At 50.0% G+C, this 14,090-nt stretch carries 10 protein-coding genes and 1 pseudogene; 8 read left to right on the forward strand and 3 right to left on the reverse strand.

The features are described 5' to 3' along the window. Nucleotides 1–175: 175 nt before the first annotated feature. The 3 genes from RBH20_RS20155 to RBH20_RS20165 form a co-directional block, all read right to left on the reverse strand. Nucleotides 176–619, reverse strand: a complete 444-nt coding sequence (locus RBH20_RS20155) for a hypothetical protein (RefSeq protein ID WP_306712057.1) — start codon at nt 617–619, stop codon at nt 176–178. After that, the gene (locus RBH20_RS20160; RefSeq protein ID WP_306712058.1) at nt 616–2,610 is read right to left on the reverse strand and encodes an AAA family ATPase; all 1,995 of its coding nucleotides are present in this window, start codon (nt 2,608–2,610) and stop codon (nt 616–618) included. The genes RBH20_RS20155 and RBH20_RS20160 overlap by 4 nt, the downstream gene beginning before the upstream one ends. 230 nt (nt 2,611–2,840) lie before the next feature. Next, entirely contained in the window at nt 2,841–4,862 is a 2,022-nt protein-coding gene (locus RBH20_RS20165) for a DEAD/DEAH box helicase family protein (protein ID WP_306712059.1), read from the reverse strand. Between the two features lie 302 nt (nt 4,863–5,164). On the opposite strand from RBH20_RS20165, the pseudogene RBH20_RS20170 reads away from it, so the two are divergent. The 8 genes and pseudogenes from RBH20_RS20170 to RBH20_RS20205 all read left to right on the forward strand — a co-directional run. Then, nucleotides 5,165–5,461 (forward strand): annotated as a pseudogene (locus RBH20_RS20170) (IS5/IS1182 family transposase); the annotation flags it as partial. Between the two features lie 353 nt (nt 5,462–5,814). After that, a complete protein-coding gene (locus RBH20_RS20175; protein WP_306712061.1) occupies nt 5,815–6,621 on the forward strand; it encodes a recombinase family protein in 807 nt (268 codons plus the stop codon). 134 nt (nt 6,622–6,755) lie between these two features. Further along, on the forward strand, nt 6,756–9,143 hold the full coding sequence (locus tag RBH20_RS20180; protein WP_306712063.1) for a GAF domain-containing protein: 2,388 nt from the start codon (nt 6,756–6,758) through the stop codon (nt 9,141–9,143). Between the two features lie 160 nt (nt 9,144–9,303). Further along, a complete protein-coding gene (locus RBH20_RS20185; RefSeq protein ID WP_306712065.1) occupies nt 9,304–9,663 on the forward strand; it encodes a hypothetical protein in 360 nt (119 codons plus the stop codon). Nucleotides 9,664–9,725: 62 nt separating this feature from the next. Then, nucleotides 9,726–11,135: a DEAD/DEAH box helicase family protein gene (locus tag RBH20_RS20190; protein WP_306712067.1), complete on the forward strand. Its 1,410-nt coding sequence runs from the start codon at nt 9,726–9,728 to the stop codon at nt 11,133–11,135. Next, a complete protein-coding gene (locus RBH20_RS20195; RefSeq protein ID WP_306712068.1) occupies nt 11,122–12,474 on the forward strand; it encodes a DUF790 family protein in 1,353 nt (450 codons plus the stop codon). The genes RBH20_RS20190 and RBH20_RS20195 overlap by 14 nt, the downstream gene beginning before the upstream one ends. Nucleotides 12,475–12,740: 266 nt before the next feature. Next, nucleotides 12,741–13,508 carry a ParA family protein gene (locus tag RBH20_RS20200; RefSeq protein ID WP_121578399.1) on the forward strand — a complete coding sequence of 256 codons (768 nt, stop codon included), beginning with the start codon at nt 12,741–12,743 and terminating at the stop codon, nt 13,506–13,508. Beyond that, the gene (locus tag RBH20_RS20205; protein ID WP_121578398.1) at nt 13,505–13,897 is read left to right on the forward strand and encodes a hypothetical protein; all 393 of its coding nucleotides are present in this window, start codon (nt 13,505–13,507) and stop codon (nt 13,895–13,897) included. Before RBH20_RS20200 ends, RBH20_RS20205 begins: the two co-directional genes overlap by 4 nt. Nucleotides 13,898–14,090: the final 193 nt, after the last annotated feature.

The following is a 14,090-nucleotide window of genomic DNA, read 5'->3' on the forward strand; positions in this document are numbered from 1 at the left end:
GAGATAGCCCGGGAACAACCGGTGAATCTGATGGCTAATAAGTCGATGTACACAATCTCGAACAGTGGTAGGATTCAGCGTGTACATGACTACGAGTCAGAGAACGGAACTAGGCAGCGCTCAATCTCACAGTTGTAGCCTGGTCTACTTCTACAACCTGTGAACTTATTTCGAATCATTGCTCTTCCCATTCTTCTTTGATTTCTAATGTCAATTCACTCAATGGATCCTCATCTTTTGGACCAAAGACTCGGTTATATACTTCCTCGACACCAGCATTCGCATACTCTTCTGCGATACGATAGACTGACCGTTGATCACGGAGAACCTGGGGATTGCGCTCCTCTTCTACAGCTACTGCCTCTATAATTGCTTGCTGGGTATCAGAAAGTCGAGAACGGCCAAAAAATGCGAGCTCATCATTTGTGGTTTGGCGCATTGCATATTTGCGCCCATACCCTACACAGAAGACGAAAATCTCGTGATTTTCAGCCTGGTATAGTGGCGAATTCTCGGATTCTTGGAGTTCCGTGAACATATCATGTTGTTCACGCTCTATATGGATGTCACGGCGCGGCTCAGTAGATTCATAGTCACTTTCCGTCTTAGTATTACTCATCGTTCAACCACCTCCGTAACACCAGCCTGGTAGTCTAAATGGTATTCATTAGCCACTTCATCCGCGATAAATGCACGAACATCCTCACTGTATTCGACGTCCGTCATCAGGAAGGTTACCTGAGTGTCCTCCAGATAGTCTGGAACATTTTGAGCAATCAGCTTTTTTGGCTCGCTTGAAATACGTCCCAATGGGGTATCGATAATGATTGGTGCGCTAAAACCCGATATCTTGGAGAGTGCTGTCATGAATGAGAGCGCAAGCACCTGACGTTCTCCAGCAGCCAAGGATCCCAAATTCTTCCGTCCATCGGCATCATATAATTTCACTTCGTATTTATCAGTCAAAACAATCTCATAATCGTCATCTTTCCAAATTAGGTCGTTGTAATACTGCTCCAGTCTCTCTTCAGTTTGTGAACGAACTTGACCTAAAATGTCTTCCTTAATGTCATTGATTTCATCCGATGCATCACTGATAAACAAGCTCTTTTCCACTAATTTTTGATTTTCTTTCTTTTGTTTAGCAGCCTCACGCCATTCCTCCCGGCGGTCGTCTATGACCTGTTCTTGAGACTCAATTTTGCCATTCAATTCTCCCAACTCTTGATTCATTTCATCAATCCTTTCGGAAATTCGTTGGCGTTGTTTTTCCAATTCAACTGCTTTTTCGTTATCTATTGTGTCTATGTCCTCGAGCTGACTTGCGATCCGAAATAGCTCTGACTCTTTTTCGTCAATCCAATCTTGTGTTTCATTGAGCTCTTTCTTATCTTCAAGCAGCTCGTTTACATACGATTCTCCTTGTGAGAGTGCCCGTTGGATTCGAAGTTTCCCAGAGATCTCGGAGTGGCCATTCGATCGAATCTCATCTTCGATACTCGTGATTTCCGCATGTGCGTCTGTACCTTCTGTGAGATCAGCCCCACAAATACAGCGCTCCTGTGAGAGAAGTCCCTCAATTAGCTCCTCACTCACTCCTTGTAAACCGTCATCTGAGGCTTCATATTCTTCTATTGCCTCAATCGCGTAGGAAATTGCGTCTGAGTTGAAAGATACTGCTCCAGCTTGAGCCAAACTACTACCGACATTTGCCCTATTCTGAGTCAGCTGGTCCTCTTTTTCCTCAACTTTTCCCTCAAGATATTCACGTCGTTGTTGCTTTTCTCGGACATCATCATCCCCACTACCAGAGAGAGAGTCATTGATAGATTGAATTTTACTCTTTGCCTCACCTATATCTTCTTTTAGGGTTTTCCGTTCGCTTTCTAATCGCTCAAGTTCCTGTTCAGCTTTTTCTTTTCGATCTTCCAAATTTGCGACATCCTCACCACTACTGGAAGTTTCTTTTTCGTAATCACGTTTGACTTCCTCAAGATGATCATCGGCCTCGTTCAATAGCTCAACATGTGAAACATCAAGGACCGCCTCTTTGACTCGGTCCGCATATCCTTCTTCAAAAAATTCGTCGAGTTGCTCACCGTCAAAAAGGAAGTATTGATGGACTCGAGTCGGGAGAATTTCATGAAGAATGTTTTCAGGTTCGGCAATTGGCTCCCAGTCATTACCACCGAATCGTTGCCGAAGTGTGAGTTCGCCCAGTGAATTTGTGTACTCAGGTTCGCCATCTGGCCCAACCGACGACTGCTTGACTGTCGTGAACGTTCGGCGAAACGCATATTTTGGTTTATCTTTCCCAAGCCTGATTTCTACGTATCCTTCCGCTGATTCCCCCGGATCTAAGGATTCAAGCTTGCGTTTAGAGATATACGGATCAGTTTCTAGTTCCGCTCCACCTCTTGAATCCGTATGAGCTTCCTCCCGGTAGAAGCACAAGGTTATAGCATTCAAAATATTCGACTTTCCAGCACCGTTTTGTCCTTCTATTACATTGATATTTTTTTCAGACGTCACCTCAAGGGGTATTTCCGTTTTGTCTTTGTACTGACGATAGTCTTTCAGGATCAGCTCAAAAATCTGTATGTTATTCATTAGTATCGGAGGCATCTACGTTGCTGTGATCATCAACTAGTGATTTGTACTCTTCCGTATATTCTCCGCGAGGGTCATCTAGGATGTTGCGTTCATGTCGAAGTACACTCTCCAGAAATGATCTCATATCCTCATCCTCGACCTCACTTAGCCGTTCCATAATAAGAGAATGTACCTCCGAGTCGTGCATGTTGTTGGTTATTATATTGCTACGTAATAATGTTCTAGTATCAGATTCCGTACGAAATCCGAAGATCCTCCAGCTTGTTCCGGGCCGAGTGCTCATTGTTAGCCGTTGAAGCGAACTCCTCAAACCTACGAATCTCCTTCTTCAGTATATTCTTCTCGGATTTCTTGATTTCTTCATCGGGGTTCTTTGTTGGGACAACTAGTAGGTCATATATTGTCGCATGATCTTTCCCTTCTGCCTGGCGTAGCACCCGACCACGCCGTTGGACAAACTGCATCGGGTTCCCACTGTTAGACATCAGAATTGCAGTCCTTGTTTCAGGCACGTCTACCCCTTCGTCTAAACATTTCATGGCCACGAGTGCCTGCCATTCACCCTTCCCAAAACGCTCTAAGAGTTCATCTCGAAGGTCATTATCTTCTTCATATGTGAACTTATGATGGATAACCCCATACTCATTCAGGATTTCCCCGACTGTATCTATTTGGTCAGGATTAGTGTAAACCAGAAGGTTCCTGACATCGGTCATGGAATCAAGGATATTCCGCAACGCATCGTACTTTCTAATTGCTGACTTTACGATAGAAGCACGCTGAGATTGCAATATCTGCTCAACTTCATCAGAAACCTCATCATCTCCGTGTGCGGCCGCTACCTTTCCCGTCATAGTTCGGTACTCCTCTAGTTCGTCTTCATCCATCTCAACAATTATCGGATGATATTCATACGGTGTGAGATATTCTGGAATCGCCTCTTCTAATGTATACTCGAAGGTAACCCCGCCAAAATAATCTATCAAAAAGTTCGTCCCTTCTTCATCATAATGTCGCTCAGGCGTTGCAGACAGGCCAATACGGGCGTTATACGATTCTAATAATCCTTGTTGTTGATGCTCAGAACCTAAGCCATGAACTTCATCTGCTATGAGGATTACATCCTCTGTCAACCCATCAATCTTCTTGCGGAAGGCCTCGCTAGATAAAGTCTTGTGTGTGGTAATTAGACATTCATACTCGGTGATTTCGAGTTTTATATCTGAAACAATCCTCGAGAGATCTTGCTTCCAGTCCCGGTTCTCTGAGCCATAGATATATTTGGGAGAGTCCAATCCAAATATTTCCATTTCTTCGTCCCATTGCCGAGCCAAATGATTCTGTGGGACAGCTATTATACACAATAGCGGAGATTCTACAGTGTCAATGTATTCTATGAGAGCAGCAAGTGCCGTGAACGTTTTACCGGTCCCAGTTGCCATCTGGAATAGCCCCTGGCAATCGTTAACAAACCATGCATCCACTGCGTCTTGCTGATACTCTCTAAGTTGTATGTTCATATCCTGATCCGGAGCTGATTGCGGTGGACTATATGGCCGATTTTCCGTATCCCGCAATTCTGCGATATCATTGGCTATGCTTTCGGGGATCGAATAGATCTCTATGTTCTCATCTTTGCCATTCCATAGCCGCTCAAACCGCTGTTCCTGTTGATCTACACCCGCCTGTTCACGATCACTGATCCAATCACAATCGATTGTATATGCTTCGTAATTCTGTAGAGATTGTTGGCTATCATTCTGTGATCCATGGAATGCAACTCGATTTTTATTCTTATCATACATGACTCCAAACTTATCATGAAAATCACCGGATAGCTTATTTGAAGGAACTGCTAATTTGATTTCTAAAAGCCCATCTGCGATCATCCAGGCAACAGCATTTCTGGTATCATATTCCAATTCATATCGGAGGTTTGAGATCGTTTTATCCAGGGATTCCTCAAATAGATGCTCACGTTTGGCTTTGTCCCCGCTTTTAAAGGCTTCCCAATCCTCTTTCTGTAATTTCGGACTTACGATCCACTCTACGGTACCGTCATTCTCAGCGAGTTCGGCAATCCCCCGAGCTGCAGATCTAACCCAATTTGAGGTGAAATACCCTACTCCACGGCGGTAGCGAATTGACCGTGATAACAAGGGGTCATAGAATTCGTCGATGAAATCGGTGGTAGATGTATCAATTACCCGAGGAAGATTGAGTTCAGTAAACGACCCAGATTCAGACATCTCTTTACTGTACTATATTTAGGTTCGTACATAAAACCTGAGCAGGCGTGGTATTTGCGGTCTGGTCTGTGAGATTCAGTTGGCCTGCTTGTTTGCGTAAGTGACGGTTTTCTGTCGTTCTGGAAAACAATCCAATCGCGGTCTCTTACTTTCAGTTTCACTCAGGACCCGTGGTTGACCCCCTTTACACCGTACCGGCTCTGTTGAAATCCTCAGAGATTTACACGTGTGCCCGGAAGTGTGACCGAATGCAGGCTCTCCCGAAGTCACGATAACTCCAGTTTGTCGAACAAGCGGTTCACTTGGCCCGGCGAACTCTCCCTCGCTACTCCTCAAAGTGCTCAAAACGACACTACATGTTACACCAGCACATCGTATTGCTCTGTCCCAAGGTGCGAAAGAATACCACGTACCGGACGCTTCTTGACGAACTTATTGAGATGCCTCAGATTCGGAGCGCTATCGACCTTGAGGAACTTCCGACGCCTTCGACGTTATGTAAGATGTTCAATCGACTCGATATGGCGGTTTGGCGTATCCTGCTCAATCTCTCGGTCGCCCTCCGTCCGACGAACAGTGTCGTCGGCATCGACGCCTCCGTGTTGACCTCGACGATGCCGAGCTCAATCAGCTGCCGAAACATCCCGCAGAACGCTGGCTGAGCTGAAGACATATCGCCAAATTAGCGCCGGCCCAGTGTAACGTTACGGTCTTTCCGCAGCTTTGCATAAGAGCGGCGGGAGATAGTGTCACATACGCTGCGGCGTTCGACCAGAAACGAAAACGAGTAGCACACCACAAGACTGTGCTGAACTCTCCCTCTGTATGCCTCAGACAATATTGTCAGTAGTTGAGAATATCAATAGGGCCGGAAAATAGCAGAAAGTTAGTGCTTTCTACTGATCCGCAAAAAGGTGGGTAGTTTAAATATTCAGCCCCCGCCGCAGGAAGTATGTCTGAAATCGGGATCTACGCCCGTGTCTCAACAACAGACCAAGACCCACAACGACAGCTTGACGAACTGCGTGCATTCGCTCAAGACACATACGATGACCCAGAGGTTCACGAATATGCAGACATCATCAGCGGGACCGAGACTGATCGCGGAGACGAGTACCAACGACTCCGCGGAGATATCGAAGCCGGGCATCTTGACACTATCATCGTCCACGAACTCTCACGACTGTCTCGACTCGGTGCCGGTGAAATCCACAAATTCCTCGAATTCTGTCTCAGTCATGAAACTGGCATTCAGGACCTGGAGGTTGGCCTCGAAATCAGCCTTGAGGATGATCTTGTCGATAGGGCGGTGAGCCAGCTTATTGCCGGTGTAATGGGTGACCTCGCACGCGTAGAGCACAAACAGAAGCTCCGTCGGATTCAGTCCGGTATTGACGCCGCGAAAGACGCTGGCCGATGGACCGGACGGCCGCCCACTGGATTCGACGTCGAAGACGGCTATCTCCGTGTTAATACCAACGAGTTCCTGACCGTTCGACGAGCGCTCGAGCGCGTCGAGCAAGGCTACACCTATCCCGAAGCGGCTGATGGAACCCCAGTCGCTGAGTCAACGCTCCGGTCTCTCCACGATGACCGTCGTGACCTCTACTTCCATGGTGAGGCTGCTGATGACCGACTCCAAGCCGCTGTACAACAACTGGAGCCACTTGAGGAACCTGACATCCCCAGTGAGACAACCATTCCAGAGCAAGAGATCCGCACTATCGTTCGCGACGAGATTCGCCGCCATCAGCAATAGGCATCAGACCGATAGCAGACAGTCCCACGCATCCGCTAATTTAACCACTGAATGGTGTCGTGTTGACATCATATATTTTCGTTTCAAGCTACATCTGAAGCAACATTCTAGTAGCTTGCAGCCATTTTGGCCCTATGGATGATGTTGTTCAGGTGTTATACGTTGAGCGAGACTTGGAGTTCGCACGTAAAACAGCTGAACAGCTTGAACAGGTGAACAATCAGCTAGAGGTCACAACTGTTCTCGGATCGGCCTCTGCATTCCAGGCGCTCAGTAATGATGGATACGACTGCATCGTCTCAGAGTATCGACTCTCGAACAGTACGGGACTTGAACTTTTTGACCAGATTCAGCGTAACTACCCTACTCTCCCATTCATTCTGTTCACTGAGCACGGGAGTGAGTCAATTGCCGGTGAGGCCGTCACTGCAGGTGTCTCTGATTATCTTCAGAAGGCAAAAACTGACCCCCAATCTGAACTGCTAGCAGATAGTATCAGTAACGTCGTCACAGCTAACGAAACTGTGATTGAGGCAACGCGAGAGCGTCGCCGGTTCGAACAGGTCCTGAAGACCGTCCCGAGTTGTGTAGTTCAACTTAATCGGGACGGTCAATTTATTTTTGCGAACGACAGAGCTGAGACAGTCCTCGGGTTAAAACAATCAGAACTAGAAGAGCGCGCGTATAACGATCCTGAATGGGATATCAAAGATCTTGACGGGAACCCGATCCCTGATCACGAATTACCATTCGCGCGTGTCCTATATGATGGTGAACAAGTTCAGGACCGACATACAATCAGGTGGCCCGATGGGAGGAAGCGTGTACTCGCTGTGAACGGTGCACCAGTCATGAATGAGGGGTCTGTGGAGAGTGTCGTTTGCTCGCTCACAGATATCACCGATCGTCATCGACGCGAGCGCCGTCTTGAGAAGCTTCACGAAGCGACTCATGACTTGTACGATGCCAAAACGAAACAAGAAGTCGCGCAGATCACCAGCGACACAGCAGACGCTATTCTTGATTTCGAGGTGAATGGTGTCCACTTCTATGATGAACAGGCAGGTGGGCTAAAACCCGTAGCTGTGTCAGACCGAACACAGCGTGTTACCGATGAGTTAGTGACTTTTGATCACGGGATTGCTTGGGAAACGTTTCAGTCTGGTGAGATCAGACAATACGACGACATCCACACCGCTGATAATCTGTACAATCCTGAGACGGAGTTCCGAAGCGGATTGTATCTCCCGCTTGGGGCATACGGTATTCTCCTTGCGAATTCAACCCAGCGTGGCGATTTCGATGATACTGATGTCTCGTTAGGGCAACTCCTTGCGGAAAATGCAAAGAGTGCGCTTGATCGTGTCGAACGAGAGCGGCGGCTTGCGCTTCTCCAAGAGCGAACAAGTGCTCTAATGCAAACTACGACCACGGCTAAGACGGTTGATCTTACTGTTGATGCCGCAGCCGAGATTCTTGGAACGAGTCTCTCTGGGTTTATTCAGGAAGACGAGCGCGAAGAAGTCTTACGCCCCCTCTCTACGACTGACGCACTCGCAGCGGAATTTAGCACGTACGATGGCTTCACATATGGTACAGATGGTGACCCCATCAGTAGCTTTCTGTGGGATGTGTACGATTCAGGCACACCAGAATATGTGGGCGACGCGAGCGACCACCCAGCGCTCCCATCAGATACCCCAGCCCGCAGTGCGTTGTTGTATCCACTGGAGTCGTACGGACTCCTCGTGTTCGCAGCTAAAACGCCAGACGCGTTTGACAGGACAGATAAGCGGTTTGGCTGGATTCTTGCTTCGACTCTTGAGACAGCGTTAGAGCGTGTCGCCCGAGAAAAACTCCTCCGTGACCGGACACAGAAGCTTACGAGACAGAACCAGCAGCTTGAGGAGTTCGCACAGACTGTCACACATGATCTCCGGAATCCACTGCAGGTTTTACGAGGGACACTTGATGGCGTTCGCAAAACGACTGATGTCAACCATCTTGACCGGGGCTATAGGGCACTTGACCGGATGGAGACACTCATTGATGATGTGCTCATGCTCGCCCAAGAGGGACAACTAATCGACGACACAGAGATAGTTTCGCTTGCATCACTCGCTGATGACTGCTGGGACGTTCTGGAGACCGCTGATGCTGAACTGATGATAAATGACGATATGGAGTTTGAGGCTGACTCAGGACGCGTCCGCCAACTTCTTGAGAATCTCTTTGCCAATGCAGTGACTCACGCTGGTACAGACGTGACAGTCACAGTTGGTACACTTACAAATGGATTCTTCGTTAGCGACGACGGACCGGGAATTGATCCAGTAGAACGTGACCAGATTTTCACTGACGGCTATACAAGCACAAGAAGCGGTACCGGATTCGGACTCTCAATCGTCAAGCAGATTGCTGACGCCCATGACTGGGATGCAACCATAGCAGAGAGCCCCAGTGGCGGAGCACAGATTGAGTTTACTGGTCTCGATGTGGCGTCGACCCAGACAGACAATTAAAATGCCTCTCCCGCGTTCTGCAAGTCGCGTATCTTTTGATAACATGCTTCTTATTAGGCCTATCCAACTCAATTTCGTCAGGACGGCGGTCTGTTGTCATTACTTGTCCTAGCACCAACTGGGGCGTAATGTTTGTGTCACAGAATGACGACAATCACGTATGGCCGAGACATATGCTCTCAGCATCCACGTCGAATCCTACGAGTTCAGCGGAGAATTCTATCTGGTTGGCGACAGATACGACACAGGTGGAGAAGTGCTGAAACACGTGGCAACCGCTCATATCTTGGCGATGAACCAACGCCCACACGCCGCCGAGTACCTGCTTGAGACGCTTCAAGAGGGCGAGAACGTGAGCAAGTCCGAGTACGAGCAGGCAGAACCAGACGTCTCCTGTGGACTCCACTTCGATGTTGACCACCAGCAGTTTCGATTCTGGGTCGGCGACTACTCCGTCGACATTGGACGACAGCCGACAAAGAGCGACCTTCGCTCAATCGCTGACGACATCCCAATGTAGTCCTCCCTATTGGTGTGCTACCCCAGCAAGGACAAGTATCCAACCTACATAGAGAGAGGTGAATGCGTCTCTCATTCGATGATGGCACGCTTTTGCTTGAAGACGCGCCTGAGGCTGTGCCGTATGCCGAATGGGATGACCGCGTCGGCGAGCATCGGGCGCAGGCACAGCACTATCGTCCTATCCGAAAGTGGGCAACCGAGTCCGATGGACAAGTGACCCTCGAAGAATCCACAGCGACTGTCGATGAGATAGAGGACGACGCTCGTGCCTACTCAGACTTCTATCTCACACCGTCTGTCGCTATCGAACCACGGGAGTACCAGCAAGACGCTCTCTCGGCGTGGCAGGACAATGGCCGACAGGGGAGTGTTATTCTTCCAACAGGGAGCGGGAAAACGTTCCTCGCTGTCCAAGCTATTGCGGATGCAGGCGTGAGTACGCTCGTGGTTGTGCCAACCATCGACCTGATGAACCAGTGGCACGCGACTCTCACCAACGCTTTCGGTGACCAGCTCCCAGACGGTGTGGGCGTTCTCGGTGGTGGCAGCCATAATATAGCGGACATCACGGTGACAACCTACGACTCTGCCTACCGCTATATCAACGAGTATGGCGATCAGTTCGGGCTTCTCGTTGTAGACGAGGTACACCACCTACCAGCGCCGACATATCAGCAGATCCCCGAGATGACGATTGCACCGTATCGACTCGGACTCACAGCTACGTACGAGCGTGCCGATGGAGCACACGAAGAATTGGAGGACTTGCTTGGAACGGTTGTCTATCGGGAAGCGGTTGATGAACTTGCTGGGGAGTATCTCAGCGAATACGAGACCATTCATCTCCAAGTCGAACTCACAGACGAGGAACGGACAACGTACGACGAGGAGTACCAGATATACCGTGACTACGTGGACAGCCACGATTTCGAGCTCTGGAAGGAGAACGGATATCAGGAGTTCCTCAAACGCACGTCGTATGACCCGCAGGGACGACGGGCGCTTATTGCCAAGCAACGGGCGGAAAACATCGCCCGTACTGCTGAAAAGAAACTGGATACCCTTGACAATCTCCTGAAGCGACACTACAACGACCGAACCATCATCTTCACAGCCAACAATGAGTTCGCGTACGAGATCTCCCAAGAGTTTGTCGTCCCCTGTATCACACACCAAACTGAGACCGACGAACGCACAGAGATCTTGGAGCGGTTTCGGACGGGCGAGTACTCGATGTTGGCTACGTCACAGGTACTGGACGAAGGTATTGACGTTCCCTCTGCAAACGTGGGTATCATTCTCTCTGGAAGTGCCTCAAAACGGCAGTATGCGCAACGGCTAGGTCGGATTCTCCGACCGACGGACGACAGGCAACCCGCCCGTCTCTACGAGATTATTGCTGAAGACACGGTGGAAACATATGTTTCTGAGCAGCGACGACAGGGGGTGGCAGCGAATGCTGACAGCTAATCTTGCACGCTCACGGACACATGAGGATACTATCACGCCGCTGTTCATTGACGCCAGCGAGCAGCAGTATCGGGAGACAGCCGAGGAACTCATTCAGATTTTTGAGGCCCATCTCGGTGAACCGAAAGGTGATCTGGAGGACACTATTGACCAACTCACCATCGCAGATACGGACTACAAAGTCGTCCAAGGACTGGCGAAACTGCTGAAAGATGAGTGTGAGTTCGAGACGGTTGCTCCAGTTGAGCCACATGAGATTCGTCAGCGATTGTTCGAGAAGGCAAATGAGTCGTATCCGATTGTTCGCCAGCCCACGCTCGGTGAGGACACGCAGAAGTTAGAAGTGTACAGTTCCGTTGCTGATGCGCTGGGTATCACACTCGAAGAGTGCCACCAGGGGATGTACGCCGACTTGGAGGAACACAAACGACTTGTTCGGTTTGGACACCGTGTTTCCGATGAATGCCAAGATGCGGCGGAGTCCTCAACCACGACTCAACTGACGGGTGATAGTGAGGAATCATATGCAGCGGATACAATTACGCCTGACTGGCTTCTCACCCGCTATAATCTCGCGTTAGCACAGGCTGTCCTCTACGATGCTACCGAGATGCGGGTGCGAGTCTGGGACTCGTTTGCGACGGTATTCAGTTACGTGAAGTTGTTCGGGTTGATGCACCGTATCTATCCAATCGACAGCAACGGCAATCGCGTGGGGAGTACCGATGCAGCAGACGGATACGAAGCTATCTTAGACGGGGCAGCGTCTCTCTTTTCGAAATCACGGAAGTATGGGATACGGATGGCGAACTTTTTGCCCGCACTGCCGTTATGTGATCGGTGGGAGATGGAGGCCGACATTCTGGATGATGGGGGTGGATCGACGACTCAAACGCTTTCATTTGCGCTTGATGACACTGACGACCTGTCTTCACACTACGCTGCGCAGAGCGACTTCGACTCTGATGTGGAACGGACACTTGCACAGAAGTGGGAGCGCGCGAACACGGATTGGGAACTCATACAAGAGGATGACGTGCTGGACTTAGGTGCGGAGGTTATGCTCCCAGACTTCGCCATCGAACATTCAGACGGCCGGCGAGTTATATTCGAGATCGTTGGCTTCTGGACACCAGAGTACCTTGCTGAGAAGTTGGCGAAGATACGCGAGGCAAACCGAGATAATCTCATTGTCGCTGTGTCTGAGCGATTAGACTGTTCGTCTGCGGATTTCGACGGGATGGACGACCGCGTGCTATGGTTCAAATCGGGGATTCACGTCTATGATGTCGTGGAGTTGGCTGAGGAATATGCCATTGAGGCTTTCTCGGCTGAGTAGGTCGGTCTGTCTCGCTTTTCCGCGCTTCCTTGCAGGTTCTTCAACGAGTTCCCGTATAGCCGCCACACTGAGAGCGCCTAAACGGCATTCTCGGCGATTTGTTTGCTTTGGCGTGCAGTGCCTCTCGGAGATCACGTCACACTCAGGGACGGTGCGTGCGTCCGCTTTCTGGAACCCATACGTCGAAGCTCGTGATTCCATGGTCCCTGTCCTATGTCTGACGTAGTTATTTGAACTCACAGACTTCACAGAACGATAGGAACGACATGACGAAACGAATCGGAATCACGAACCAGAAAGGGGGCGTGTCGAAAACGACGAACACGATCAACGTTGCCGGCGGGCTCGCCGATCGCGGCCTGGATGTCCTGGCCATCGACATGGACCCACAGGGGTATCTCACCCACCGTCTCGGTTTCAAAGAGGCGTACAAGGCTGACTCACCGAACTTCGCAGACGCTTTGAACTCGCCGTCTGACTACGATATCCGGAACCTCGTCGTCATACACGACGAATACGACTTGCTCCCCGCAAACATCGATATGTTCCACTTGGAGCAGGAACTCATCGGCTCCGGAATGCGCCCCAGGCTCCGACTCAGCGACGTTCTCGAGAGTGTCGATGATTGGGACGTCATGGTCATCGACTCCCCACCAAGTCTCGGACCGCTGAACGACAACGTTGTCCTCGCTGCGGAGAATCTTCTCGTCCCGGTCGAAGCCGACGAATCCAGTCAGCTGGCGCTGACGCACTTGCTCCGCCAACTCGATACTCTCGAAGACAACTATGGAGCCGCAATCGACATCCTCGGAGTCATCGTTTCGAACGTCAGCTACCCACTAGATAACGAGCAGCAATCCAGCATTGACTGGTACGAGGACCGGTTCGAAGGTCGTGTACCGGTATGGATCATCCGTTCCCGAGCAGCCCTGAAGCGTGCGGTAAAGAGCGGTGGGTCAGTGTTCGCTGACGACGCCGAAGATGTCGATATGGCGGCTGTGTATACCGAGATTGCTGAAGAGGTGGCGCCATGAGCGGCGACGATCTCGACGATCGTCTGTCGAGGCGCTTCGATGCTGACGGTGACGGAGACGACAATGAGTCACTGAACGATACGAAATCACAGACCGACATGAGTTCAAGTACTTCACAGAACGCACAGAAGAACAAGAAAGCACAGAACATCAAGAAAGAATGGAACGTGAGGAGCTTCTACTTAGATGATGACCTCGACGATGAGGTCACGACCACGTTCAAGCGCCTTGATCTTGCACTCTCGGAAAGCAAATCTGATGTGGATCTAAAGAAGACTCGGCACTTCTACCCGCTCCTCGTCGAGCTCGGGTTGGAGCAGGTGGACGAAATGGACGTTGAGGACATCGCGCAGCGATTGGAGGGCCACAATACTGATGGAATCGAGTGAACGCGATTCTGCAACCGGCATCTCCCTATCCCGACCCCAGGGTAGCACATAGAAAGTCACCCTTATAACTCGGCTTTGCACGTTATCGCCTTGGGATCACGATATCGAAGGGGCGCAAGAAGTGTTCTACAGGCGGAACAGGCCGAGTGTCTTGGGCCTTGTCCCCGAGGTACTTCACGCGAGATTCACAAAA

The sequence above is a fragment of the Haloarcula sp. H-GB4 genome (assembly GCF_030848575.1).
GTDB lineage: Archaea > Halobacteriota > Halobacteria > Halobacteriales > Haloarculaceae > Haloarcula.